Below are 26,216 nucleotides of genomic sequence, written 5' to 3'. Positions count from 1 at the left end.
AAAACATTAGGCAACACCTAAAAGAAGGTGATCGAATGCTTGTGTGGATGTTGCGAAAAGTAATGGCTGACAGAGGGATCTGGTCCGGAGCAGCGCTCGCCCGTCTGCTGAAGGAAAAAGCCGGCTACGAAATATCGGCACCGTCGATCAGCGCTCTCTTGAACGGTCAGCCCAAGCAGATGAAGGCTGACACGCTCGATGCCTTGTGCACGGCATTGGACTGCACACCGAATGATTTATGGGTCTACACCCCACCCTCCCAACAAGATGGGGCATAATTACTACCTTTGGAGGTTGAAAGCAGATGGCAGTCAAAACAATCCTGCCTTTCGGAGAGCCGATTTTGCGCAAAAGCGCGAAGCCGGTGGTTGAATTTAATGACAGACTGGGGAAACTTTTGGACGATATGGCAGAAACGCTGTACGCCAAGGAAGGCCGCGCAGGGCTGGCCGCTCCGCAAGTCGGATTTTTGAAGCGGGTCATCGTCATGGATTGCGGAGACGGGCTGATCGAGCTGATCAATCCACAGATTCTGGAGATGTCCGGCGAGCAGCTCGGCCCGGAAGCCTGCCTGTCTTTTCCCGGCTACTCCGGCATTGTGAAACGCGCCCAGTACGTCAAAATCGAGACTGCGACCCGCACTGGCGAGACATTCACCATGGAAGCCGAAGACTTTTTGGCGCGCTGCATCCAGCACGAAATCGACCATCTGGACGGGATTTTGTTCGTGGACCGGATTGAAGGCGATAAGCTGTACCATGACCAGACGAAGCGCAAAGTGAACCTGATGGATGTGTGGAAGTTGACGCAAAAGCAAGGGTAATTCGGTTTTGATGGGAAAACGAAAAATCCACCTGATGATTTCAGGGTGGATTTTTCGTTTTATACGTTCTATACGCGTTCTGAAGTCCGCCGCTGTTCTTTGGAAACGATACCGCTGATGATGTAGACAGGAACGAACTCTTCGCTGGCATCCATTTTTCTGGCGAAGCCGTCAAGCTCCCACTTTTTCAGCAGTTTTGCCGCCTCCTCCATGCTGACCACTGCATTGTAAGCCAATTCGTGGACGGTCAGGCGACCATTCTTCCGCTTGGCTACCTGGAAAGCCACTCGCTCCATTTTTTCTGCTTCCTCCTTAGCCCTGATTAAATACAAAACTCTGTATCCGCCGATAACCGCCCCAATCCCCCCATAAAAGAGGAAATTATTCCAGTTCATTAAAGCGTAACCAGCCAATAACGAATAAAAGAAAGCATAACAACACGTCATCATCAGCTGCTCTTGCAGATGCTTGAACTTCGCTTGCGGCTTGTAATTTGGCTCCCGATTGTACACCATAGATTCATGCGAGCAATTCGGAAACAAATATATCGCTGTCCCGTCATTCTCGTACGATATCGTCACAAGATTGTTCTTGTGCCAGCGATCAATCATCGGCTGGAGGGATGACATGCTCTCGTTGGTAAATTCTGCGATTTCTTGCGGATATAGCACGCCTTGGTTGTCCAAAACGTAACCCAGGACATCATGTTCGGTTTTCCGCACATAGTCTCGGTAAGCCAAGTAAACAACATGAATCAGGCGGATCACTGCTAACGTGCAGACGATGATGGCTCCTGTCAAAAATGCATCTGAATAAATCATCTGTTTATCCAATAGCCAGAGCGGAGCTATGATGGTCACAAGAACGATAAAGGTAATCCTCGGCAACTTTTTCCATGCTTTTTGTTTCTTTTCATCTTCTTCCGTTTCATCCACCTTGCCACAATAATCCCGCTCATCTGGCAGCCAATTCTCGTAGACGAGCGGCGCCAATTCATATACTGTGGCGTCGCCGACAGCAGATGAACTGCTTAGAATCTGCTTTTGTTCAAGTTCCTTTAAAATCCGCTCACATTCTGCCAGCTTCAATGAAGTTTTCAATGCCAGCATTGGCGCGGTAACCTCGTTGCCATAATCTAGCGCAATCCCGATCACATCTGCATGATACTTGATATCCTGACTCTTTTTCGCAAGCATTCGCTCAATCATCCGGGAGCCAATGTAGATCAGGGAAAGAATCACCAAGAGTAGACCTATGATGCTCTCATTGTCCATCAAGAGATGTATAGTAGTAAAAAATGGCTTCCATAGTGCAACACCAAGGATTATTAATACTGCACAAAGAATTAAAATACCCACCAAAATAAAAAAAGCCATCCCGAAGAAGTATTCCATTCCTTCCCCTCCCTTCTATTCGTCCCTATTGGAAAATCCGGGGAAGCAGTAAAGAATATCCCCTGTTTTCGCCACGCTCAAGTCTGCGTATCCCCTGTTATGCAGATCATCCAAAATTTTTTGCGATTCCGTTAAGGAAAGCGTAGTTTTTGCGGCAACATCCACGGCCGTAATGTATCCATCATTCTCATTCGCTACCGTCAAAACTCTTAAAATCGCCCAGTCTTCCCTTTTGAAACGAATCTTTTGCAGTCCTTTTGCGATCCATCCCTCCATGATTAATCCAAGCGGAAAGGCGATAGCGTAGGAGAGAATCAGGATCGCAACCGTGTCCGAATGAAACTGCTGGTAATAACCGAGCATTTCTGGATACCACAGATCGTCCTGCGTAACAGTAGGCAAATAATGCTGGAACACAAAAAACAGAATAATAGTTAGTGCGATAATACTCATGTAATTCCCTCGACTTTCATATTTTCCCATGCTCTTTCAATTTTACACGTTAGCCTCTATTTTCGGAATCATCTTCCAGCGTATGATTTACCAAAACTCGCTCAGGAACGCAGTATCGGATCAAGCTAACGTTGGTCGAGGAAACAGAAAAAACAAGCGGCAGAACTTTCGGACTCCCACCCAACTGGAGGAGAAAAAGGAAACCGGCTTTTCAGCAGCACGTGATTACGCTTCTTCGAGCACGCTGCTTTTGACGCGGTTTTCCTTTTTTGCCATAGGCGGACCAGTCCATGCTTCCCCGCAAGAGTCCAGGTGCCCTAAAGCAATTTCTCCTGTTTCCTCCCTCCACTACAGCACCGATCCCCCCAACGCACCAAAAAAGGCACCCACACCAAACCAGCCTGTGGATGCCCTTACTCTTCTGCCCCAACCTAAATATACAACATCGGATGAAGCTTCCCCTGAATCAACTGAGCACGCTGCTCGTAAAACCGGAGAAACTGATCCGCATCCCACGTTTGCTCATCTCTTGGAATCAGATGCTGGTTGATGTAAAACGTTTTGTTCGTGACATGATTGTCAATCCATTCCTTCAACGGCTTCGCGTTTTTCACTCCGCGGTTTGTGCCGTAATCGAGGAGCTGATAGTTGAAGACGCTGTTGACCTGGTCCAGCGAATACCCTTTGCTCACAAGAATCGAGTACGGGTGGATGTGGTCCATGTCCTGTTTTCTTGTGACAGGTTCACGGTCGTAGATCAAATAGAACAAAAAGTTGCTGTCAAACTGGTTGCTGATGCTGGATGTATCGAGATTCCGCGTAAACCAGAGCGGGTGGCTGGTGTAGATGGAAAACAGGCGCTGCGTCGGAAAAGGCGCATTTTTGTGCTGCTTCATTTCCTCCAATATTTTTCGAATCCCCGTTTTATACGGAATCCATCCGGAGCCTCGGCTGAATACCCCGTTCAGCAGCGACCAGTACATCCATTCATAAATACTTGCGAAGTCCTCGTTGCTCGTATCGAATGTATCGAACAGATTTTCCAGCCTGTCCGTCGGCACATCCGTTTTGTGAAAAATATGATACGCGATGAAGTAGAGCGGGATAAAGGAACGGTTCCCTTCCCGGTAGTAGTTGAGCAGCTTGGCGGACTGCAAAAACTTCCGCAACGATTTTAACGTTTCAAGGATGCGCGCCCGATTTTCGATGGCGAATGTCGCGTCTGCTTCCTCGATATCGGTCATTTCCTTTTTGTGATTGTCGTTCAGCAAAAAGACGAGCTTGATCAAAACTTCTTGCGTCAATCCGATGTCCTGATAATCTTTCAGCGTGGACTCCAGAAATTCTTCCATTTTCCACTCGAACCCTTTCAGGATCGACGCCACCAAATCAAAGGAAGACAGCTTTGTCCCGCCGTCGTTCAGCCTTCTGAACAACTCGACGATCCGCTGGCGATTGGAGTTTTCGTTCAGCGAACGGTTGATGCGCACTTTCGAGAGGCCAATGCTTTCGTTATTAAAAATGCTGCGGTAAAAGCGGGCGATGTTTTTGCGAACGTAGTCCTTCTCAAGCGCTTCCGTGATCGCAAAGTTCTGGATGATTTCATCCGCTACTTGATCCTCGTCGTTTGTCTGTTTCAAGGAGCGGTACAGTTTGCTGACCGAATACCACTTGTACGTCTTCAATTCGCACTCTTCTTTATCCGTCGCCTGCTTGGGCAGCTTGTCGCTGTCTTTTTCGAACTTGAAGTAAAATACGAGATTTTTAAAGTCGCTAAACAAGTCGAAATACAAAATTTTTCCGTTAAAGCTTCCCAGCAATCCGAGGTAAAACGATTGGAGTCTTTGCTGACCGTCGATGATGAACAGGTGATCCTTTGAATTGGTTTCATCGTAGATCGAACTGATGGCCTGACCGTCCTTCGTAAAATGTCTATAGGCAAAGAGCGGCTTGTTGCCCTCTTCTTCCTCGATCGCCATAATCCCGCCGAACGAGTTTCCCTTAAGCAACGTGTCAAACAGCAATTCCATTTTCTCTTCTTCCCAGACGAGCCTGCGCTGGATGACAGGCAATACCAGGGTGTTGTCGTGGATACGCGTAACGATTTCGGATACTTTTTTTGTTTCCCAGTTAGCCATGTGCCATCGGACTCCTTTTTCCAAAAAGCGGGATTCAATATTCGTCTTTTCCTTTCATCTTAGTTAAAATGACCACGATTTTCCACAACCTTTTGCCATTTCAAAAGGTTTCTTGCCACCGCGGCGGAATAATCAAGCCAACTCCCACCATCACAATAAAAATATTCACCATCAAAACGCCAAGCACAGCTGGCAGATGACCTTTGCGCAACATAAAAAAGCCCCCTCATCCATTTTTTGGACAGGAGGCGAAAATTCCACGCGCAAATAAACAGGCACACTTTTCCCAGAGAAAAAGTCAAATGCCCTATCATTACGAGCAAAAGCCAACACCTATCCTGTCCAAAAAAATTCGTCATTTTCATACGAGTTTTTCCTGGAAATCGGATTAGGAGATCATCGGCTTTCGGTCACCCTTTCATTTTTCGATAGGGCAAGCGTAACAAAGCCTGAAAAATAAGCAAATATTTTTTAGGCAAACACGATCGTCTTGTTGCCGTACACGATGACTTTGTCCTCCACGTGCCAGGAGATCGCCTGGGCCAAAACGTTTCGCTCGACGTGGCGGCCTGCCACTTTCAAATCTTCTTCCGTATAGCGATGGTTGACGCGAATCACGTCTTGTTCGATGATCGGGCCTTCATCCAGATCGTTCGTGACGTAGTGCGCCGTTGCCCCGATCAGCTTCACCCCGCGCATGAAGGCGCGCTTGTACGGATTCGCCCCGATAAAGGCGGGCAGGAAGGAATGGTGAATGTTGATAATCTGATTGGGAAAATGGGTAATAAAGCGCGGAGACAAAATCTGCATGTACCGGGCCAAAACGATGAAGTCGACATTGCCCTGCAACAGCTCAAGCGCCTTGCGCTCTGCCTCTTCCTTGCTCTGGGTCGCAAGCGATATGTGATGGAACGGAATGCCGTACGCTTCCACCGTCTCTTTCGCATCCGGATGATTGCTGATGACCATAGGAATATCGACGAGAATTTCCTGCGATTTGACTCGCCAGAGCAGCTCGACAAGGCAATGATCCATTTTGGAGACGAAAATCGCCATGCGCTTTCTTTGGCTTTCCTTGCTGAGCCGCCAGTCCATCGGGTAATCCTCGGCCATTTTGGCCAAGTCCTGCTCCAACTGTGAAAATGCCGTTGGCAGAGAGTCGAGGTCAAACAAAATGCGCATGAAAAACATCCCGTCGCGCGGGTCTGTCGTGTGTTGGTCGAACTGAACGATGTTCGCTTTGTAGCTGAGCAGCAGATTGGAAACGGCAGAGATGATGCCCAATCTCTCCGGGCAAGAAATCAAGAGGACGGCGCGGTTCTCATTTTTTGCAGGCTCGTGGTTCATATGTATGTTCCTCCCATTCTGGATGCTTTTCCCTCTTCATAGACATAGACTGTCCAAAACCGTTGGAAAACCTGCGATCAGCTTTCATGGCATGGACAAACAAACAAACAAACAAACAAGCAAGCTCCCGCCCTGTCAAAGCAACAGGCGCGGGAGTCGCGTTTATTTGGCAATCGTCGCTTGCGCCACCTGCTCATGCGCATGGTAGGAGCTGCGGACGAGCGGCCCTGATTCCACATGGGCAAAGCCCAGCTGCATTCCCAGTTCCTTAAATTCGCGAAACTCATCCGGCGTGTAGTATTTCAGGACGGGCAAATGCTTTTTCGTCGGCTGCAAATACTGCCCGAGCGTCATAATATCGCAGTTGACGGCGCGCAAGTCGTGCATCGTCTGCACGATTTCCTCGTCCGTTTCCCCTACGCCAAGCATGATGCTGGACTTTGTTTTCTGCCCGGGCCGAAGCTTTTTCGCATTTTGCAAAAGCGTCAAGGAACGCGGATATTTCGCTCTCGCCCGCACCCGATCCGACAGGCGCTCGACTGTCTCGATGTTGTGGTTCAATATGTCCGGCTTCTCGGCCAAGACCGTCGCCAGCGCCTCCTCCGATCCGCCGAAGTCGGGAATCAATACTTCGATGCCTGTCAGCGGATTGCGCTCGCGAATCGCCCGGATCGTCTCCGCGAAAATCGAAGCTCCGCCGTCGCGCAGATCATCGCGCGCAACCGAGGTGACGACCACATGCTTCAGGCCCATTTTCGCTGTCGCAATCGCTACCTTTTGCGGCTCTTCCTGGTCAAGCTCGGTTGGCAGGCCCGTTTTCACGGCGCAAAAGCGGCAGGCGCGCGTGCAGATGCTGCCCAAAATCATGAACGTTGCCGTGCGGTTGCTCCAGCATTCGTAGATGTTCGGGCATTTCGCTTCCTCGCATACGGTGTGCAGGTTGCCGCCGCGCATGATCGCTTTCAGCTCTTTCATCTGCTCATTCGTATGCAGCTTGATTTTCAGCCATTCCGGTTTTCGCTCAGACGAGGGCACCTTCATTGGCTTGGCTCCCCTCTGCTTTCCGCACAGCGTTTTCCTCTGCCGGCTTCCGATAGCGCAATACGGGCTTGCGCGCCGCCGTCACCTCATCCAGACGCGAGACAATCGTCGTGTGCGGAGCTTCCTGCACAATCGTCGGATTTTCCTCCACTTCTTTCGCAATCGCAATCATGGCGTCGATGAACTGATCCAGCGTCTCTTTCGACTCCGTCTCGGTCGGCTCGATCATCATGCACTCATCCACGATCAGCGGGAAGTAAATCGTCGGCGGGTGATAGCCGAAATCAAGCAGACGTTTGGCAATGTCCAGCGTGCGCACGCCCAATTTCTTTTGTTTGCGCCCGGACAGGACAAATTCATGCTTGCAAATGCGGTCGTAAGGAAGATCGTAGTACGGCGCCAGCTTGCGCATCATGTAGTTCGCATTCAACACGGCTTCCTGGGAGACGCGCAGCAACCCTTCCGGCCCGTTGGCGCGAATGTAGACGAACGAGCGCAGCAAAATCCCGAAGTTGCCGTAAAACGCTTTGACCCGTCCGATCGATTGCGGAATATCGTAGTCGAGGCGATACGTGTCGCCCTCCTTGACCACCTGCGGACGCGGCAAAAACGGCACCAGCTCTTTTTTGCAGCCGATTGGGCCAGCGCCTGGACCGCCGCCGCCATGCGGCCCGGTAAACGTCTTGTGCAAGTTCAGATGCACCACGTCAAAGCCCATGTCTCCCGGGCGAGCGATGCCCATGATCGCGTTCGCATTCGCTCCATCGTAGTACAGCAAGCCGCCCGCCTCGTGGACGATCTCGGCAATCTCCTGGATGCTTTCCTCAAACAAGCCGAGCGTGCTCGGATTCGTCAGCATCAGTGCAGCCGTGTCTGCTCCCACGACTTTGCGCAGCTCCTCCAGATTGACGTTTCCCTGTTCATCAGAAGAAATCGTGACCGTCTCCAAGCCAGCGACTGCCGCGCTCGCCGGATTCGTCCCGTGCGCCGTGTCAGGCACGATCACTTTCGTCCGTTTTTCCCCGCGGCTCTCGTGGTAAGCGCGAATCATCATCAGCGCCGCCCATTCGCCCTGTGCTCCCGCCGCAGGCTGCAAGCTGACCGCATCCATCCCGGTAATTTCCGAAAGCTCCGCTTGCAGGTCGTACAATACCCGCAATGCGCCCTGCATCGTTTCCTCCGCCTGGTACGGATGAATTTTGGCAAAGCCGGGGTAGCGAACGACATCTTCATTGATTTTCGGATTGTACTTCATCGTGCATGAACCGAGCGGATAAAAGCCGGAGTCGATCCCGTGGTTGCGGTTGGACAGCCCGGTGTAGTGACGCATCAAGTCCAGCTCGGAAACTTCCGGCAGCTCCGCAGGCTGCTTGCGCAAATACTGTGCGGGGAAAACTGCGTCCAGCTCCACCTCTGGCACATCGCTCTCAGGCAGGCTGTAAGCGACGCGACCCGGCTTGCTCATTTCGAAAATCAGCTCTTTTTCCTTGTTAGTTTGCACGGCCAATCTCCCCCAATCCTTGGACAAGTGCGTCGATCTCTTCTTTCGTGCGTGCTTCCGTCACAGCCAAAAGCATGTGGTTGGCCAGCTCAGGATAATCCCGCCCGAGGTCGTAGCCCCCGACGATCTTTTTCCTCAACAGCTCGCGGTTGACTTCGCCTACGCTTTTCGGCACCTTGAGCACAAATTCGTTGAAAACAGGGCTGTGGTAAACGAGCTGGCAATTGTCCAGCTTCGCCAGCTCGCGCAGCGCATACTGGGTCTTTTGCACGTTCAGCCGGGCCATTTCCTGCACGCCGCGTTTGCCGAGGGCGGTCATGGCGACAGAGGCAGCCAGAGCGTTCAGCGCCTGGTTCGAGCAAATATTGGACGTCGCCTTCTCCCGGCGAATGTGCTGCTCGCGCGCTTGCAGCGTAAGCACGAATCCGCGGCGTCCTTCCTGGTCAACGGTCTGGCCGACGATTCTTCCCGGGATTTTGCGCATGAGCTTTTCCTTGACGGCAAAATAACCGCAAGATGGCCCGCCAAGCTGCATCGGGATGCCAAAAGGCTGCGCTTCGCCGACGACGATATCGGCGTTGTACGCTCCCGGCGGCTGCAACACACCGAGGGCCAGCGGGTTGGCACTGACGACAAACAGCGACTTGTGCTGATGCGCGATTTTCTCAAGCGAAGCCAAATCTTCGACTGCCCCGAAAAAGTTCGGGTACTGCACCATGACCGCTGCCGTCTGTTCGTTTACCGCTTGCTCCAACGCTTCCAGGTCGGTCACGCCGCCCTTGCAGCCAATCTCGATCACTTCATAGCCTTGAGCCTTGGCATTGACCCCGAGAATTTCACGCGCTTCCGGATGTACCGCTTTCGACACGATGACATTTTTTCCGGCAACGCCGCCGACAGCCAGATTCGCCGCTTCCGCCAACGCCGTCGGCCCGTCGTACATCGACGAGTTCGCTACTTCCATCCCGGTCAGCTCGCAAATCATCGTCTGAAATTCAAAAATCGCCTGAAGCTCTCCCTGACTGATTTCCGGCTGGTACGGCGTGTAAGCCGTGTAAAACTCCGAACGGGAAATCACGTGGTTCACGGTGCTGGGAATGTAATGGTCGTAGATGCCCGCTCCGAGAAAATAGGCGTATTCGCTGCTGTCGACATTTTGTCTCGCCAGCTTGGTAAAATGCCGCACAGTTTCCGGCTCGGACAGCGCAATCGGGATTTGCAGACTGCCTTGAAAGCGGATCGCTTCCGGGATGTCCGCAAACAGTTCCTCTACGCTAGACAGACCGAGAAACGACAGCATCTCTTGCTTGTCTTCCGTTGTCATTGGCAAGTATCGATAGTTCACACTTATCCCTCCAAGACAAAATCTGCATATTGTTCCGCAGAAAGCAGCTCGGACAGTTCATCCGGATTGCTGATTTCCACGACGATCATCCAGCCGCCGCTGTACGCATCGCTGTTGATGACTTCCGGGCTGTCTTCCAGCTCGCTGTTCACTTCCACCACTTTGCCGCTCACTGGCGAAAACAGGTCCGATACCGCTTTGACCGACTCGACCGAGCCCATGCTTTGATTCGCGACAACTTCGGCACCCACTTGCGGCAGCTCTACAAATACGAGATCCCCGAGCTGGTTTTGCGCAAAATCGGTGATTCCCACGCGCACTCTCGTTTCGCTCAGCACCTCGACCCATTCGTGTTCCCTGCTGTACAACCAACCTTTGACGACTTTGCTCATGTCCTGATCTCCTTTGACTCGTTCGTATTCGGATTCATCCGTTTCCTGATTTTTTAGCGCTTGTAAAAAGGGGATTTGACCGTTACCGCCTCGACCCGCTTTCCGCGAATCTCCACAGCAAGCGGCGTGTCTACAGCCGCGTACTCTGCGCGGATCAGCGCCAGCCCCAAGTTTTTCTTCAATGTCGGGGATTGCGTGCCAGAGGTGATGTAGCCGATCGGCTCATCCTGCTCCCCTGCTTCTTGCGCAAACACAGGATAGCCTGTGCGCGGAATCCCTCTGCCGATCAGTTCGACGCCGACGAGCTTGCGCGGCACGCCTGCTGCTTTTTGCTTTTGCAGCGCCTCTTTGCCGATGAAGTCCTGTTCCTTTTGCAGCTTCACGGCAAAGCCGATCCCGGCTTCAAGCGGCGTGATGTCGGCCCCCAGCTCTTGCCCGTACAGAGGCAGTCTTGCTTCAAAACGCAGCGTGTCCCGCGCGCCCAGTCCGCACGGCAGCACGCCGTCTGCTTTGCCCTCCGCCAAAATTTTTTCCCAGAGAGAAGGCGCATCTGCCGCAGACACGTACAGCTCGAAGCCGTCTTCTCCGGTGTAGCCTGTGCGCGATACGAGCGCCTTGATGCCCGCGACATCCACGTCTTGCTGGAACCAGAAATAGCGGATTTGCGACAGGTCAGTTGCGGTCAACCGTTGCAGCACCTGCTCGGCAAGCGGGCCTTGAATCGCCAGTTGAGCCGTCGCCTCGCTCACATTTTCGACCGTGACCTCGCCTTTGGCATGCGAGACGATCCAGTCTACGTCTTTGTCGATGTTGGACGCGTTGATCACCAGCAAAAATTTTTGCTCGCCCTGCTTGTAGACAAGCAGATCGTCCACTGTGCCGCCATCCGGGTAGCACATCGCCGCGTACAGCGCCTGATTCGTTTGCAGCGTCGTCACGTCGTTCGTAATCAGCGACTGGACAAACGCGCTGGCGTCAGGGCCTTCAATCATGACCTCACCCATATGGGACACATCGAACAGTCCTGCCTTCGTCCGTACCGTGTGATGCTCTTCGATAATACTGCTGAACTGCACAGGCAACTCCCAGCCGCCAAAGTCGATTACCTTGGCGCCGTGCTGGGCGTAGAGCGGGTAGAGCGGCGTTCGTTTCAAAGCTTGAGCTTGCATCCAGCCTCATCCCTTCGTCTTCATTTCATGATTCTCTCTTTGACCGCCTCTCCGGTTGGCGTCACGGCAAGTCCGCCGAGAGCCGTCTCGCGGTAGGCGCGGGGCATTTTTTTTCCGATCTCGTACATCGCTCCGATCACTTCATCGCACGGAATCTGGCTTTCGATGCCAGCCAGCGCGATATCGGCTGCGGAAAAGGCGATGGAAGAACCGATCACGTTGCGCTTGATGCACGGCACTTCCACCAAGCCTGCAACCGGATCGCAGACAAGCCCGAGCAACGATTTCAAGGCGATGGCAGCCGCATGAACCGCCTGGCGCGGCGTCCCTTGCTTGATCTCGACGAGCGCGGCAGCAGCCATCGCTGTTGCAGATCCAACTTCTGCCTGGCAGCCTCCCGCAGCACCCGAAATAAACGCGCGGTTGGCGATCACATAGCCGATGGCGCTTGCCGTGAACAGCCCCATCACCAGATGCTCAAACGTATATTTTTGATTTTCGTGCAGCGAAAACAGGCAGCCGGGCAAGATTCCTGCCGAGCCCGCTGTTGGCGTCGCGACGATGATTCCCATGCGGGCGTTCATTTCCGAGGTGGCAAAAGCGAACTTCATCGCATCCCCGACAATCGGCCCTGTCAGCTGCTCCCCTTTTTCCAGGTAGCGCTCCAGCTTGTAGGCATCGCCGCCCGAGATGCCGCTTGGGGCGAGGGACTGATCGGACACTCCCTGATCGATCGCCTCTTTCATCCGGACGAGCCGCAGCTTCATCGTTTCCACAATCTCCTGCTCCGACCGCCCGCTTTTCGCGCTCTCGCGGGCCACCATCACTTCTGCTATGCTCCTGTTGGTCGATTCACAGAGAGCGAGCAGCTCTGTCATTGAAGTAAAGTCCATGCTATGCTCCCCCTACCGCAGCCTCGCAGCGTGTATTGTGCCAAAGCTTGTTGCGCAAGTCATCCAGATCGTACGGCGCGTTCAACGGAATATCGACAGCGAACTCGTTCACGTAAAACACTTTCGAGATGCCGCCGCCGAGCGAGACGCCGCCGATGACGGCGATATCGCGTGCTGTGCGGGCCTGGATCATGACGGTATTGGGATGATCGTAGTACGGGCAGTCGCCCCGCTTTTCGAATACGACCTGCAGCCCTTTCGCCGCTGCCAGCTCCAGCGCTACGCGTATCCGGCTGTCATCCGTGTCCATCCCGAGCAAGCCGCCGACCACTGCCTTGTCTGTCCCGTGCCCTTTGTACGTTTCCGAAAAAGAGTCGTAAAACACAATCGTCGCTGACTCGATTTCGCCGCCGAGAAAATCGCGGACGAATTTTCCGATCGTGACGACTCCCGCTGTATGCGAGCTGGAAGGGCCAACCATGATCGGCCCGATAATATCAAAGCAGCTGTTGTATACCATCGTCGCTCCTCCTGCTTACCTCACTGCGAGCTGTTGATACAGCGGATACGATTCGCACAGCCCGCGAATTTCGCTTTTCACCCTGGCGGTCGTCGCTTCGCTGCCCTTTTCTTTGAGCACAGCGGCAATCGCCCGGCCAATCGTCTCCATATCCGCTTCCTTCATGCCGCGGGTCGTAATCGCAGCCGTGCCGATTCGCACGCCGCTCGTCACAAACGGACTTGCCGTATCGTACGGAATCGTGTTTTTGTTCACCGTAATGCCTGCCGCCTCCAGCAGATGCTCCGCTTCTTTGCCTGTCAAATCCCACGGCCGCACATCGAGCAAGACCAGATGGTTATCCGTTCCCCCGGACACGAGCGTCGCCCCTTCGCTTTTCAGCGTCTCCGCCAATGCCGCGGCGTTTTTCACCACTTGCTGCGCGTAGGTGACGAAGCTCGGCTGCAACGCTTCTTTGAAGGACACTGCCTTGGCGGCGATCACATGCATGAGCGGCCCGCCCTGGATGCCCGGGAAAATGGCTTTGTTGATCCCTTTGAAAATTTCTTCGTCGTTCGTCAGGATGATGCCGCCGCGCGGGCCGCGCAATGTTTTGTGCGTCGTACTCGTCGTGACATCTGCGTGTGGAACGGGCGAAGGATGCAAGCCTGCGGCGACCAGTCCGGCGATGTGCGCCATGTCCACCATCAGCTTGGCTCCGACTTTGTCCGCGATTTCCTTGAACCGGGCGAAATCGATCTGGCGCGGATAAGCGCTCGCTCCGGCAATCAGCAGCTTCGGCCGTTCGCGCAATGCAACAGCCTCGACTTCTTCATAGTCGATCCGGTGCGTATCTTCGCGCACGCCGTAAGCGACGACATTGAACCATTTTCCCGACAGGCTGACAGGGCTGCCGTGCGTCAAATGCCCGCCGTGGGACAAATTCATCCCCATGATCGTATCGCCGGGCGAAAGCAGGGAGAAAAAGACGGCCGTATTCGCCTGCGCCCCGGAGTGCGGCTGCACGTTCGCGTACGTTGCGCCAAACAAGCTGCTCACCCGTTCGATCGCCAAACGCTCGACGACATCGACATGCTCGCAGCCCCCGTAGTACCGTTTTCCCGGGTAGCCCTCCGCGTATTTGTTAGTCAGTACGGACCCCATCGCCTGCATCACTTCTTCGCTGACGAAGTTCTCGGAAGCAATCAGCTCCAATGTTTGATGCTGCCGCTGCCGCTCGTCTTCCATCGCCGCAAAAATTTCTTGATCGCGCTCCTGCAAACTCACGATATCTCCCCCGTTTCAACTTTTGCTCGCTACCTTTCCCAAGCGTACGAACGCGAAAAAAGGACAATGGAAAGATAGACTCCTTTTTCGGAAAAAATCTACCTTTCCTCTGTCCTTTTTACCTGAGAGTTTGGCTTCGGTTCGCGAAGCTTTCCCCTTGGGTGGCTTGTGCAGCGCTCTCCAGAGGTGCGTCCAATCGTGGTACTCTTTACCTGAGAGATTAATCCCAAGGGTTTTTGGGACTTGCTCCTTCGGTGCCAGCCAGTGCGGCCAGTCTCTCCCACGATCATCATCCGCCGATATGCAGTTATTTGTTCAGTTGATGAATGCCGTGCCCGAGCGCTCCTTCTGCCGCTTCCATGATGATTTCTCCCAGGCTCGGATGGGCGTGGATCGTCTCGGCAATATCTGTCAGCGTATGCCCTTTTTCAATCGCCAGGGCAACCTCGCCGATCAGATTGGACGCTTCCGGCCCGATAATCTGCGCTCCCAGCAGCAGCCCCGTCTCCTTGTCGCCCACGAGCTTCACGAAGCCTTCCCCGACGTTCAGAGACAGTGCCCGCCCATTCGCGGCATAAGGGAACTTGCCAACTGCCACCTCGTGTCCGCGCTCTTTGGCTTCCGACTCGGTCAGTCCCACACTGGCAATCTCCGGATCGGAGAACACGACAGCGGGAATCTTTTTGTCGGTGAGCTTGCTGTCTTTGCCAGCGATGGCTTCCGCCGCGATTTTGCCTTCGTACGACGCTTTGTGGGCAAGAGCCGGGCCTTCCACCAGATCGCCGATCGCATACAGGTGCGGAATGCTCGTTTGGCACTGTTGGTCGATCTGGATGAAGCCGCGCTCTGTCAGCTTGACAGCGAGCTTTTCCAATCCCAGCCCCTCGATGTTCGGCCGTCTGCCAACCGTAACGAGCACATAGTCGGCGGTCGCCTGACGCTCTTCGCCTTTTTCCGCATAGGTGACGCTGACCTGTTCGGCTGTTTGTTCCGCCCCTTTGGCCAGCGCTTCGGTGTGCACTTCCACGCCGAGCTTTTTCAGCTTCCTCGCCACCAGACGCGACAGCTCTTTTTCAAAGCCGGGCAAGATCGAGTCCGAGCCTTCCAAAATCGTCACCTTCGTGCCCAGCTTGGCAAATGTCTGCCCCAGCTCGATCCCGATATACCCGCCGCCAATGACCAGCAAGCTTTTCGGCAATTCTTCAAGCGCCAGCAGTTCTGTCGAGGAAAGAATGCGGCCCGCGAATGGAAAGGCTTTCAATTCGATCGGACGCGAGCCTGTCGCGAGAATCGCTTGCCGGAATTGCACCTGTATGCAGTCGTCGCCATTTTTCACCTCAACCAGCTGCTCGCCGACTAGCCGCGCTTCCCCGCTGATTCTTTTGATCTTGTTGCCTTTGAGCAGCGAGCTTACGCCTCCGGTCAATTTGTCGACCACGCTGCGCTTCCATGCCTGGACCTTGGCGAAATCGACGCTCACTTCTGCTGCCTGCAAGCCGATGCTCGCGGATTGCGTCATCGCTTCGTATTGATGCGCCGCCGAGATCAGCGCCTTGGAAGGAATGCAGCCGCGGTTCAAACATACGCCGCCGACCGTATCTTTTTCCACAATCGCGACCTGCTTGCCGAGCTGAGCCGCCCGGATCGCGGCTACGTAGCCCCCCGGCCCCGCTCCGATCACGAGAACATCCACCTGCTCTACTGTTCCGTTCGTTGTCATTTGTTCTCTCCACCTGTTTTTCTTTTTCTGTGTAAGGCGTCTCCCGCGGTTTTACCCCGCAGGAAGAGGCGCCTGCGCCTGCTTGCAGTCGGCCAACTGCTGCTCGTGCTGTTCTGCCTGTTTCCGTTGTCAACCGCGACGAACAGCGAGCCGATCCGCAAAAGCTTCTTCCGGGCTGGACAAGGCGAAGCCCAGGAAAGGGTCGTAGTCCAGGGTAAGCACATCCCCGAGATGCCGTTTGGTCAACCGATCCATGCAGACCGGAATCCCGTTTTCGTACACGAGCGTGTCGTTTTTGCGCAACTCATCTACTCCGAGCTGGACAAAAAATCCGCAACCGCAGTCGCCGGAGATCACCACGTCAATCCTGAGCGCGGTATCCTGCGGAAAATTCAGTTTTTTCAGCTCTGCTTGAGCCGCTTTCTTGATCGTAAGCTCCATTTTCGTGATCGCCTGCTCCTTTCCCATCGCGCCACCTTTCACTCGTATCCGTTTCGTTTGGCCGAAATGCAAGCGTCTGCGCCCGCTTTTGTGCAACTCGACGCGACGTTTCATTCAGCAAAAAAGGACAGAGGAAAGATAGAGTGACGAATACTCTACCTTTCCTCTGTCCTTTTTACCTGAGAGTTTAACTTCGGCAATCAATCGGTTCCGAAGTATTCCCCTTGGGTGGCTTGTGCAGCGCTCTCCAGAGGTGCGTCCGATTGTAGTATCTGGTACCTGAGAGATTAATCCCAAGGGTTTTATGGGACTTGCTCCTTCGGTGCTAAACGCGTCGTTTAGTCTCTCCTACAATCATCATCCGCCGCTATTCACTTGTTGGCTAACATTGACATTAGTAAATCACACTCCTTCTGCCGATGTCAATTCTGAAAAAAATTATTATTCAGGTAACCTTATTCGATTTGCGGCGGGCCGCCATGACGACTGGCATCGCGAACAGGCCAAAAGCGGTAACGCCTGCTTTTGGCCTGTTGATCCACCCTATTTTTTACTGTTGCGAAATCGCAGCCTCATCCATGTACACGTATTCCCACAAATGTCCGTCCAGATCGATAAAGCTCCAGCTGTACATGAAGCCGTGGTCTACCGGGTCTTTAGCCGGCTTGGCCCCTGCTTCGTGCGCTTTGTTTACGATCTCGTCGACTTGCTCCCGGCTCTCGGCTGACAGCGCCACGATGACCTCGGTGCTCTGGGCCGTATCCGTCACGGGCTTGTTCGTGAACGATTGGAAAAACTCCTCCACCAAGAGCATCGCGTAAATATTTTCGCCAATCACCAGGCAAGCGGCATTTTGATCCGTAAATTGCGGGTTGAACTCATAGCCCAGCGCTGTAAAAAAATCAATCGACTTGTTCAAATCTTTCACGGGCAAATTGACAAAAATTTGTTTTGATTGCAGTGCCATTGCGTATCCCTCTTTTCGATAAGTGTTGTGATTGATTAAATCGTACCATCTCTTGGGATACGATGCTTCTTATGGATTGCTAATTACGCCAACTGATTCGCCCCTCCTAAGAAACCTCCGCCGCAAAAACACTCAACTCGCGCACAACAGCCTCATCGACTTCCACGCCAAGCCCCGGACGATCTGCGAGCAGCAAGCGATCCTGCTCGTAGCGAAGCTGTCCGAAGTCGCGGGAGAACATGAGCGGCCCCACCATTTCGTTGGAAAAGATCATCCCTTTTGCCAAAGACAGATGCGCCCCGGCGGCGGTGGCCACGGCTGATTCGACCATCGAGCCAACCTGACATCCCATCCCCGCCATCTCTGCCTGCGCGACCAGCTTGAGCGCCGGATACAGGCCGCCGCACTTCATCAGCTTGATGTTGATCAAATCGGCTGCCTGGCGGACGATGACTTCCCGCATTTCTTTGTCGCCGTGCAAGCCTTCGTCGACCATGACCGGAATGAACGTTTTTTGGCGAACCTCTGCCAAACCGATCAGATCGTCCGCCAAAACAGGCTGCTCAATCCAGTCGAGCTGGCAGTCCTCTACTTGCTTCAACACGCGCATCGTTGTCGCCACATTGCGCCAGCCCTGGTTCGCGTCCACGCGCAGCTGGACGTCCGGGCCAATTGCCTCGCGGACGGCGCGAATCCGTTTGACATCGACAGCCGGATCGCCGCCGACCTTGATCTTGATGCTCGAATATCCGTCTTGCAAAGCTTGCGCCGCCTGGCGAGCCATTTCTTCCGGCGGCAAAATGCTCACAACATAAGGCACCGTCAAAAAGTCGTGCGCTTTTCCGCCAAGCAAATTGTAGACAGGCTGTCCCGCGGCTTTGCCCATGAGATCGTAGCAGGCGATATCGATGGCCGCTTTTGCAGATGGCGCGTAATAGACAGCCTGCCCCATGATTCGGTGAACTTTTTCAATATCAAACGGGTTAGCCCCGAGGACGAGCGGCGCAATGTCTTTCACCAGCATTTCGTACGTGCTGGAAAATGTCTCGCCCGTCACGTGCGGGTCGGGCATGCCTTCGCCGTAACCGACAAGCCCCGTGTCCGTCGTCATTTTGACAATGATGCTCGGAAGCTTGTGAAACGCATCGTAGGCCACGATAAACGGCCGCACCAAAGGCAGCTCGGTCGCAAATACTTCAATCGCAACAATTTTCAACAGGAAACCCTCCATTGCTCACACATTTTTCTTAAAACGGTCCATAGTGCATCCAATTGGCGATGATGACCGCTACCAGCCCAATCCCGAACTGCGTCAAAATCAATGGCAAAATCCACTTCGCCCAACGAATCCACGGGATGCCCGCAAGCGCCAGCCCTGCCATGAAGTAACCCGAGGTCGGGAAAATAATGTTGCCGATTCCGTCTGCCAGCGAGAAAGACAGCACCGCCGTTTGCCGCGTCACTCCGACCAGATCAGCCAATGGCGCCATGATCGGCATGGTCAGCGCCGCTTGTCCGCTGCCCGAAGGTACGACGAAGTGAATCAACGCTTGCAAAATGTACATGCCAGCCGCGCTGAGCACAGGCGGAATTTCGTGCAGCATGCCTGACGCATGGAACAACAGCGTATCGATGACGTGTCCGTCGCCAAGCACGACAAGTGTCGCTCGCGACAACCCGATGATGAGAGCGCCCGTGAGCATCCCCGCCGCCCCTTTCATGAACGACTCGATCAACTGATCGGCAGACATGCGGGAAATGAGCGTAATTACGATGGCCAAAATGACGAACAAGGCAGAGATTTCGGTAATGTACCATTGGAATTGCAGGACGCCGTAAATCAAGGCGACGAAGTTAAGCAGGAAGCAGATCAGCACCCATTTGTGCGTTTGGGACAAAGGTTGGTCAGTTGTCGGTGCAATCTGCTCAAACGCTGCGACTCCTTCGCCGTAAAATCCGAGCGAGCGATCTTTTTTCACCTTCATCGCGTAGCGGTAAATGAAGCCAACCGATACGGCATACATGATCACGAACAAGATGATCCGGTAGCCAATGCCCGAGAAAATCGGCAGCTGGGCGATTCCTTGGGCAATCCCCACTGTAAACGGATTCATGATCGCCGTCGTAAAACCGATCGAGGCTCCTACCAGGACAATCGCGGTTCCCGTGATGACATCAAAGCCGAGCGAGACAGCAAGCGGCACCAAAATCGGGATGTAAGCCAGCGTCTCCTCCGCCATTCCGGTAAACGCCCCGGCAAAGGCGAAAAACAGCATCATGATCGGGATCAGCCACTTTTCCTTGTTCCCGAGCTTTTTGGACAGCGAGCGGATAAAAGCGTCGACAGCTCCTGTCGCAGTCAGCACGCCAAACGCTCCTCCGATGATCAAAACAAAGAAAATAATTTCTCCTGCGTCCACCATCCCCGTGTGGATCGCGCTAAACAGGGAAAAAACGGAGACGGGCGTCTGTTCAATCGCTTTGTACGACTGTGGATCGACGACGTTTCTGCCGTTCACTTCCACGCGGGCGTATTCTCCCGCCGGAACGACGTGGGTGAGAAACGTCGCGATGAGCAGCACGCCAAACAACAGCACGAAAACGTTGATTCCTCTCTTGCGTCTTGCTGCTTGTTCTTTGCTGTTTGGAAGCACTTCCAACTCCCCCTTTTTTTATTATTCTGTTTTTTTATCGTAGTCGATTTGATTCGGCATGAAAAATGAGGTTGTTCAATGATAACCATAAATAAATCCATACTTCGCCACACAAAAAAACGACCCCCGGAATCGCTTCCGAAAGTCGTATACCACGGCTTCATTCAAGCCCGAAAAGTCGGCCACACATCAAGCACCACGTCGACGAAACTGCTGACGGTGCTGTAATCGCGCTGGTCGCGCGGATAAATCAAGTAAGTCAAAAGCCTTTTCGGAAAGCGGTGCAGCACTTGCAGCGTTCCCTGCCTCACTTCTTTTTCAATCATGACGTCGCTGATCAAGGCAATCCCCGTCTGGGACATAACCGCCCGCTTGATCGCCTCTTCGCTGCCGCATTCGATCGTCCAGAGCGGTTTGCAGCCGATCTCTTCCAAACATTCGCGAATAACGCCTTCCAGATCGTACGTAATGAACGGATGCTCCGCAAAAAGCTCCTCGGCGCTGCGCGACTTGACCAGGAGCGGACTCGCTACCAGCACCAAATCTTCCTGATCGATCAAAATTTCCTCAATCCCCGGCCGATTGCACTTCCCGGCGACAATCCCGATATCCGCCCGGTTCGACTCCACCAGCTTGATCGTCTCCTTGCTGTTGTAACAGAGCAGCTTCATCTGCACTTGCGGATGCACCTTCACGTAAATGCTGAGCAGTTGCGACAAGTAATAGCTGCAATAAAACTCGGGCGCCGCGATGGTCAAATTGCCGTACGGCTTTTCCAGCCGCCGCAAGTCTTGTTCCAGCTCGTCCAAATTTTGAAACAGCTTGTCTGTATGCTTTTTCAACAGCTTGCCTGTCGGCGTCAAAAACGTCCTTTTTCCCACCCGGTTCAGCAAGGTATGGCCGATGTCTTGTTCCAGCGCCTGGATTTGCAGGCTGATCGTCGGTTGCGTATAGCGCAAAATTTCCGCAGCCTTGGTGAGATTCAAACATTCCGCAACGACGTGGAACGTCTTCAAGTGGCGCAGCTCCATCCCCATCACCCCAAAAGCTCAGTTAGACTTTCGTTTCGTTTTGTATTTGTCCATCGTAGAACATTTGCTGTGAACAGACAATACGAAAACCGCACCGAAAAGCCTGTCTCGCAGGAGGGCGAAAAGCCGCTTGGCGCTGACGGATACTGCTTCGTCATGGGGCGATGGCTCTTGGTGACGGAAAAAGCTTACGGGAGAATGTCTGAAAATGTTCAGGAATGAAGCAGCCCTGGCTCATTCGGGTACCCTATAATTTACTGTGATGATCTCCCCTGCCATAGACAGACCATATATGTACGATCGGAGTGACGAGAGATGTACAAAAAGCTACTGGCCATCCCTGTGACGGCTGTTTTTCTGTTGCTTGCCGCATGCGGCGCGGGTTCCGGAGGGCAAACCGCAGACGGCTCGCCTGACGCAAAGCCGACCAGATCCATTCAATATTTGGGCACTGCCTATAAAATTCCGGCGCGAACCAAACAAATCGCCTTTGTCGATTCGCGAAGCAGCTTTGAAGACTCGCTTTTGCTCGGCATACCGCCGTTCGCCGCAACGGTAGAAAAATCCGGCGCGTTCCCGCAGGAATACGCCTCGATTACGCAAAATACGCAAAAGCTCCCGGCAGACATCGTCGAGCGGATTGATGACCTGAAAGCTCTCTACCCGGACACTATCCTGACCTCTGACAAGACGCCTGCGGAAAAGCGCGCCACGCTGGAAAAGGCAGCGTCCGTGATCCCTATTTCCTCGAACGGAGCGCACTGGGAAGACAACCTGCGGCTTTTGGCTGAAGTGCGCGGCAAAGACGCAAACGTGGATGCGATTGTGAGCAAGGTAAGAACCAACATCGAAAATACGCGGGAAAAGCTTGCCCCGCTGAAGGATAAAAAGGTGTTGGCTGTCTGGTTCCACGAGGGCGCTTTTGTCGTCTCCCCGAAAAACGAACGGTACAACTATTTGCTCTACACCGATCTCGGGCTGGCGACACCAGACGTTGTAGAACAGGCAAAAGAGCCTGTATCGCTGACGCTTGAACAACTGGCCCAGACAGACCCCGATTATTTGTTTGTCATGGTCGACAAAAGCAGCGACCCCGGCGCAGAAGCTGCCTTTGAACAGTTGCAGCAAAAAAGCGAATGGAGCAACCTGCATGTGGCCAAAGACGGACGGGTTTACGTCAACGCCGTCAATCCGGGCTTGGCCGGGGGCACTGCCTACAGCAACCAATCCTTCATGAACGCGATTTCCGCCCGCATGTTGAAATGATGTATAAGAGCACAAAATCGGACCATACTATACTTATCGAGCTCGGTGGTGTGTTTTCAAACAGGCTGTAGTCCCTAACGGAGGCGATGTGCCATGGATGATTTACACGATCACCTAGTGAGTAAGGAAAACCGCAACACTGCAATAAGCTTCTAACTTCACACTGGAGGTAGATGCGTCGCACGTGATGATCGGTAACACCTCAAAACTAGCGAGCTCGATATATGCCGTCTCCTTTTAGGAGGCGGTTTTATTTTGCCCATGAAAAAAAACCTTCGCAGCAACTGCCAGCAAAGGTTTTTTCACGGACAAATTTATTCTCCCAGATCAACGTTATGGTACACCTGTTGCACATCGTCCAGGTCTTCCAGCGCATCGATCATTTTTTCAAACTGGGCTTGCGCCTCTTCGTCCAGCGTTACTTCGTTTTGAGCGAGCATGGTCAGCTCCGCTACGGTAAACTCGGTAATGCCCGCTTTTTTCAGCGCTTCCTGTACAGCGTGGAACTGCTCAGGCTCGGCGTAGACGATGACAGCTCCGTCTTCGTCCAAAATGTCGCGCACATCGACTTCGGCTTCCATCAACAGCTCAAGCACTTCCTCGGCGGTTTTGCCTTCGAGGCCGAACACCGCAGTCGGGTCGAACATGTAAGCGACAGATCCGGTCACGCCCATGTTTCCGCCGTTTTTGTTGAAAGCGGCGCGCACTTCAGACGCTGTGCGGTTTACGTTGTTGGTCAAGGCGTCCACGATCACCATCGAGCCGTTCGGGCCGAAGCCTTCATAACGCAGCTCGCTGTAGCTTTCTTCCGATCCGCCCTTGGCTTTCTCGATTGCGCGGTCAATAATCGCTTTCGGTACACTGTATGTTTTGGCACGCTCCAGGACGACCTTCAGAGCGCGGTTCGACTCTGGGTCCGGCTCGCCTTGCTTCGCCGCTACATAAATTTCCTTCCCGAACTTGGCATATACGCGACTGGTGCTCGCATCCTTCGACGCTTTTTTCTCTTTGATATTGTTCCACTTACGACCCATAAATTCCCACTCTCTTTCAACGTCACAGATTGATTGATTGATTGCTTGCAAGACTCCGTAGTCCATTTTCACACTCAACTATTATACCTCAATCTCGTGTTTTTTTACGAGAAAATCATTTCGAAAAGTTCATCCGCCCCTTGTTGCGGACAACTCCTCCATCGGCTGAAAAAGCACAGCCCCCCTGGATGGAGAGCTGCGCCGTGTACGACTTGCTTTCTATTTTTTCGTCAAGCCTTCGTAGATTGTCTTGATATTCCACTCCATCATTTTGATGTACGTATCGCCATCTTCGCCTGGCTTGCCGAGCGAGTCGGTAAACACTTTTCCGACGATCGGCACGCCGGTTTCCCGGGATACCATCTCCATGCTGCGCGGGTCAATGCTCGTTTCCACGAACAGAGCCGGAATTTTTTTCGCGCGGATCGTATCGACTACCTGGCTGACTTGCTCAGGCGTTCCTTGGTTTTCCGAGTTGATTTCCCAAATGTAGGCGGCGTCGAAATCGTATGCTTCGCTGAAATATTTAAACGCTCCTTCGCTCGTTACGAGAACGCGCTGTTCACGCGGAATTTGATTGTATTGCTTGACTGCCTCTTCGTGCAAAGCGCGCAGCTTTTCGATGTACGCTTTTGCATTTTGCTCGTACGTGTCCTTGTGCGCCGGGTCGACCTTGATCAGTGCGTCTCTGGCATTTTCCGCGTACTTGATGCCGTTGCGCACATCCAGCCACGCATGCGGATCTTCTTCGCTCTCTTTGCCTTTTGTCGTCAAATGCTTGGCGGCTACGCCTTCACTCATGCGGAACACGGGTGCATCTTGTCCAGACTTGCCTGCTGTGTGCATCAGCTTTTCAAACCACGAGTTTCCTGCTTCCAGATTCAAGCCGTTGTAGAACACGGCATCGGCATCCGTCGTTTTTTGCACGTCGGCTGGCAACGGATCGTATTCGTGCGGGTTCGAGCCGACCGGAGCCAAGCTGTGAATTTCCACGCGATCTCCGCCCACATTTTTCACAATGTCATACAGAATCGAATACGTTGTCACTACGTGCAGCTTTTCATTTCCAGTTTTTGCCTCTTGGTTGGAACTTTGCGGCGCACCGCACGCGGCGAGCAGGACGGATGAGATGAGAAAGACGAGAAACAGATTCCATTTTTTCATGACGAGTTCTCCTTTTATTTACTTCGAAAGCTCGGCTCTTTTTTGCCGCACTCGAATGGATTTCCATACAACTCCGTGCTTTTTCGAGAACAGGAAGGCCAGAAGGAACAAACCTGTCGCCACCATTACGATGGTTGCCCCCGAAGCCAGGTTGTAGGTAAAGCTGAAGTACAGGCCGATAATCGCTGAAATGACCCCGAAGCTCGCTGCCAGGAAAATCATCACCGACAGTCTGTCTGTCAGCAAATAGGCTGTCGCTGCGGGAGTAATCAGCATGGCGACCACCAGCACGATTCCCACGGTTTGCAGCGACGCTACGGTAACCATCGTCAGCAACGTCATCAGCAAATAGTGAATCAGATTGTTGCGCAGACCGTACGCCGCCGCAATCGTCGGATCGAAGGACGTCAGCAGCAGTTCCTTGAAAAACGCGTAGACGGTCACAATCACAATCACGCCGATCCCGACCGTCACCCACATGTCGGACGGTCGCACTGCCAGAACGTTCCCGAACAAAATGTGATACAGGTCCGTGCTGCTTTTCAGCATCGTAATCATGATGATTCCCAAGGCAAAAGCGGAAGTGAACAAAATCCCGATCGCCGTATCGTTTTTAATCCGGCTGTTTTGGCTGACATATCCGATCCCGATCGCTGTAAGCACCCCGGTGGCGACTGCGCCCAGGAAAAAGTTGATCCCGAAGGCATACGAGAGCGCCACCCCTGGCAAAACCGCGTGGGAGATGGCATCGCCCATCAACGACATCCCGCGCAAAATGATGAAGCTGCCAATGACCCCGCAAATGATTCCCACCACGACTGATGTAAACAATGCCTTTTGCAAAAAATCATATTGTCCGATCGCTTGTAAAAATTCCATTACGCAGTTACCTCGGCCTTCTCCAGAAATTGCAGCTGATGCGCGTAAGCTTTGGACATGACTTCCCGGTTCAGCACCTCATCGACTGCTCCAAACTTGATCAATTCCTTGTTCAAAAGCAGCAGCTGATCGAAATACGCATTCGCTTTGCTCAAGTCGTGGTGGACGACTACGATCGTTTTGTCCTGAAGCTGAAGCTCCTTCAAAATATGGATGATCGTCTCCTCGCTGGCGACGTCGATTCCGACAAACGGCTCGTCCAGAAGGAGCAATTCCGGTTTTTGCGCCAGTGCCCGGGCCAAAAATACGCGCTGCTGCTGCCCGCCTGACAACTCGCCGATCTGCCGCTTGGCGAAGTCCTCCAGTCCCACTTTTCGCAGGCACTCCATCGCCCACAACTTTTCCTTTTTTTTCGGAAATTTGAATAATCCGACGCTTGGATATGTTCCGATGAGAACCGTATCCATCACCGTGATCGGAAACGTCCAGTCGATTTGGCTTCGCTGCGGCACATAAGCGATTTTCTTGCGCACCTCGCTTACTTCTTTGCCGTAAAACAGGACGTCTCCCTTGTCTTTTCCGATCAACCCCAACATGGCTTTGATCATGGTCGATTTGCCTGCGCCGTTCGGGCCGATGATGCCCACCATGCTGCCCTGCTCAACCGCAAACGATACACCCTGCACGACCTCAACTCCAAAATAGGAAACGTGAAGCTCTCTGACTGACACAGCACTATTCATGAGATTCCCTCCAAAAATAATCAGTCGTTTTATTC

The 26,216-nt window shown here is 53.2% G+C and carries 26 protein-coding genes and 3 riboswitches; of the genes, 4 read left to right on the top strand and 22 right to left on the bottom strand.

Annotated elements, in window-relative coordinates:
- Positions 1-35 precede the first annotated feature (35 nt).
- Complete coding sequence (locus tag EDM60_RS05365; protein ID WP_122963024.1) at positions 36-278, top strand: helix-turn-helix domain-containing protein; 243 nt, start codon at positions 36-38, stop codon at positions 276-278.
- Positions 279-304: 26 nt separating this feature from the next.
- Positions 305-823, top strand: a complete 519-nt coding sequence (def, locus tag EDM60_RS05360; protein WP_122963023.1) for a peptide deformylase — start codon at positions 305-307, stop codon at positions 821-823.
- Positions 824-891: 68 nt separating this feature from the next.
- On the opposite strand, the gene EDM60_RS05355 is transcribed toward def, so the two are convergent.
- The 18 genes from EDM60_RS05355 to EDM60_RS05270 form a co-directional block, all read right to left on the bottom strand.
- Positions 892-2,217 (bottom strand): hypothetical protein, encoded by a 1,326-nt coding sequence (locus EDM60_RS05355; protein WP_122963022.1) that lies wholly within the window; start codon positions 2,215-2,217, stop codon positions 892-894.
- 15 nt (positions 2,218-2,232) lie between these two features.
- Positions 2,233-2,670, bottom strand: coding sequence for a hypothetical protein (locus EDM60_RS05350; protein WP_063228592.1), 438 nt, complete (start codon positions 2,668-2,670; stop codon positions 2,233-2,235).
- A gap of 431 nt (positions 2,671-3,101) precedes the next feature.
- Positions 3,102-4,808, bottom strand: coding sequence for a GmrSD restriction endonuclease domain-containing protein (locus EDM60_RS05345; RefSeq protein WP_122963021.1), 1,707 nt, complete (start codon positions 4,806-4,808; stop codon positions 3,102-3,104).
- 471 nt (positions 4,809-5,279) lie between these two features.
- Complete coding sequence (gene purU / locus EDM60_RS05340; RefSeq protein ID WP_122963020.1) at positions 5,280-6,155, bottom strand: formyltetrahydrofolate deformylase; 876 nt, start codon at positions 6,153-6,155, stop codon at positions 5,280-5,282.
- 162 nt (positions 6,156-6,317) lie between these two features.
- Positions 6,318-7,196 carry a lipoyl synthase gene (gene lipA, locus EDM60_RS05335; protein ID WP_122963019.1) on the bottom strand — a complete coding sequence of 293 codons (879 nt, stop codon included), beginning with the start codon at positions 7,194-7,196 and terminating at the stop codon, positions 6,318-6,320.
- On the bottom strand, positions 7,177-8,661 hold the full coding sequence (gene gcvPB / locus EDM60_RS05330; RefSeq protein ID WP_233454054.1) for an aminomethyl-transferring glycine dehydrogenase subunit GcvPB: 1,485 nt from the start codon (positions 8,659-8,661) through the stop codon (positions 7,177-7,179). Before gcvPB ends, lipA begins: the two co-directional genes overlap by 20 nt.
- Before the next feature lie 25 nt (positions 8,662-8,686).
- Complete coding sequence (gene gcvPA / locus EDM60_RS05325) at positions 8,687-10,021, bottom strand: aminomethyl-transferring glycine dehydrogenase subunit GcvPA (protein WP_217365621.1); 1,335 nt, start codon at positions 10,019-10,021, stop codon at positions 8,687-8,689.
- Positions 10,022-10,044: 23 nt separating this feature from the next.
- A complete protein-coding gene (gene gcvH / locus EDM60_RS05320; protein WP_122963016.1) occupies positions 10,045-10,434 on the bottom strand; it encodes a glycine cleavage system protein GcvH in 390 nt (129 codons plus the stop codon).
- Positions 10,435-10,487: 53 nt separating this feature from the next.
- Positions 10,488-11,603 (bottom strand): glycine cleavage system aminomethyltransferase GcvT, encoded by a 1,116-nt coding sequence (gcvT, locus tag EDM60_RS05315; protein ID WP_122963015.1) that lies wholly within the window; start codon positions 11,601-11,603, stop codon positions 10,488-10,490.
- Between the two features lie 20 nt (positions 11,604-11,623).
- A complete protein-coding gene (sdaAA, locus tag EDM60_RS05310; RefSeq protein ID WP_122963014.1) occupies positions 11,624-12,496 on the bottom strand; it encodes an L-serine ammonia-lyase, iron-sulfur-dependent, subunit alpha in 873 nt (290 codons plus the stop codon).
- Position 12,497: 1 nt separating this feature from the next.
- On the bottom strand, positions 12,498-13,016 hold the full coding sequence (locus tag EDM60_RS05305) for a serine dehydratase beta chain (RefSeq protein WP_122963013.1): 519 nt from the start codon (positions 13,014-13,016) through the stop codon (positions 12,498-12,500).
- A gap of 15 nt (positions 13,017-13,031) precedes the next feature.
- Positions 13,032-14,285, bottom strand: a complete 1,254-nt coding sequence (gene glyA / locus EDM60_RS05300) for a serine hydroxymethyltransferase (RefSeq protein ID WP_122963012.1) — start codon at positions 14,283-14,285, stop codon at positions 13,032-13,034.
- A 103-nt stretch (positions 14,286-14,388) separates the two neighbouring features.
- Positions 14,389-14,469, bottom strand: a riboswitch (glycine riboswitch).
- Positions 14,470-14,471: 2 nt separating this feature from the next.
- Positions 14,472-14,575, bottom strand: a riboswitch (glycine riboswitch).
- Positions 14,576-14,589: 14 nt separating this feature from the next.
- On the bottom strand, positions 14,590-16,002 hold the full coding sequence (gene lpdA, locus EDM60_RS05295) for a dihydrolipoyl dehydrogenase (protein ID WP_122963011.1): 1,413 nt from the start codon (positions 16,000-16,002) through the stop codon (positions 14,590-14,592).
- Positions 16,003-16,131: 129 nt separating this feature from the next.
- The gene (locus EDM60_RS05290; protein WP_167470236.1) at positions 16,132-16,470 is read right to left on the bottom strand and encodes an iron-sulfur cluster biosynthesis family protein; all 339 of its coding nucleotides are present in this window, start codon (positions 16,468-16,470) and stop codon (positions 16,132-16,134) included.
- Positions 16,471-16,699: 229 nt separating this feature from the next.
- Positions 16,700-16,804: riboswitch (glycine riboswitch) on the bottom strand.
- A gap of 189 nt (positions 16,805-16,993) precedes the next feature.
- Entirely contained in the window at positions 16,994-17,410 is a 417-nt protein-coding gene (locus EDM60_RS05285) for a VOC family protein (protein WP_122963009.1), read from the bottom strand.
- A 106-nt stretch (positions 17,411-17,516) separates the two neighbouring features.
- Positions 17,517-18,626, bottom strand: coding sequence for a mandelate racemase/muconate lactonizing enzyme family protein (locus EDM60_RS05280; RefSeq protein ID WP_122963008.1), 1,110 nt, complete (start codon positions 18,624-18,626; stop codon positions 17,517-17,519).
- 31 nt (positions 18,627-18,657) lie between these two features.
- The gene (locus EDM60_RS05275) at positions 18,658-20,064 is read right to left on the bottom strand and encodes a YfcC family protein (protein WP_174769194.1); all 1,407 of its coding nucleotides are present in this window, start codon (positions 20,062-20,064) and stop codon (positions 18,658-18,660) included.
- A 164-nt stretch (positions 20,065-20,228) separates the two neighbouring features.
- Positions 20,229-21,095: a LysR family transcriptional regulator gene (locus tag EDM60_RS05270; RefSeq protein WP_122963006.1), complete on the bottom strand. Its 867-nt coding sequence runs from the start codon at positions 21,093-21,095 to the stop codon at positions 20,229-20,231.
- A 69-nt stretch (positions 21,096-21,164) separates the two neighbouring features.
- Between EDM60_RS05270 and EDM60_RS28460 the strand changes: the two genes are divergently transcribed.
- Both EDM60_RS28460 and EDM60_RS05265 read left to right on the top strand, forming a co-directional pair.
- Positions 21,165-21,317, top strand: a complete 153-nt coding sequence (locus EDM60_RS28460) for a hypothetical protein (RefSeq protein WP_167470235.1) — start codon at positions 21,165-21,167, stop codon at positions 21,315-21,317.
- A 93-nt stretch (positions 21,318-21,410) separates the two neighbouring features.
- A complete protein-coding gene (locus EDM60_RS05265) occupies positions 21,411-22,361 on the top strand; it encodes an ABC transporter substrate-binding protein (protein ID WP_122963005.1) in 951 nt (316 codons plus the stop codon).
- A 314-nt stretch (positions 22,362-22,675) separates the two neighbouring features.
- Here EDM60_RS05265 and EDM60_RS05260 read toward each other — a convergent pair whose 3' ends face one another.
- From EDM60_RS05260 to EDM60_RS05245, 4 genes are all read right to left on the bottom strand, one after another.
- On the bottom strand, positions 22,676-23,395 hold the full coding sequence (locus EDM60_RS05260) for a YebC/PmpR family DNA-binding transcriptional regulator (protein ID WP_122963004.1): 720 nt from the start codon (positions 23,393-23,395) through the stop codon (positions 22,676-22,678).
- 219 nt (positions 23,396-23,614) lie between these two features.
- Complete coding sequence (locus EDM60_RS05255) at positions 23,615-24,559, bottom strand: metal ABC transporter substrate-binding protein (protein ID WP_122963003.1); 945 nt, start codon at positions 24,557-24,559, stop codon at positions 23,615-23,617.
- Between the two features lie 18 nt (positions 24,560-24,577).
- Complete coding sequence (locus tag EDM60_RS05250; RefSeq protein WP_063228571.1) at positions 24,578-25,438, bottom strand: metal ABC transporter permease; 861 nt, start codon at positions 25,436-25,438, stop codon at positions 24,578-24,580.
- Entirely contained in the window at positions 25,438-26,181 is a 744-nt protein-coding gene (locus EDM60_RS05245) for a metal ABC transporter ATP-binding protein (protein WP_122963002.1), read from the bottom strand. Before EDM60_RS05245 ends, EDM60_RS05250 begins: the two co-directional genes overlap by 1 nt.
- Between the last annotated feature and the right edge of the window lie 35 nt (positions 26,182-26,216).

Origin of the sequence: Brevibacillus parabrevis, from assembly GCF_003710905.1 — a bacterium.
GTDB lineage: Bacteria > Bacillota > Bacilli > Brevibacillales > Brevibacillaceae > Brevibacillus > Brevibacillus parabrevis.
Note: the sequence above shows the minus strand (reverse complement) of the source record. Positions and strands in the feature narration are given on the sequence as shown.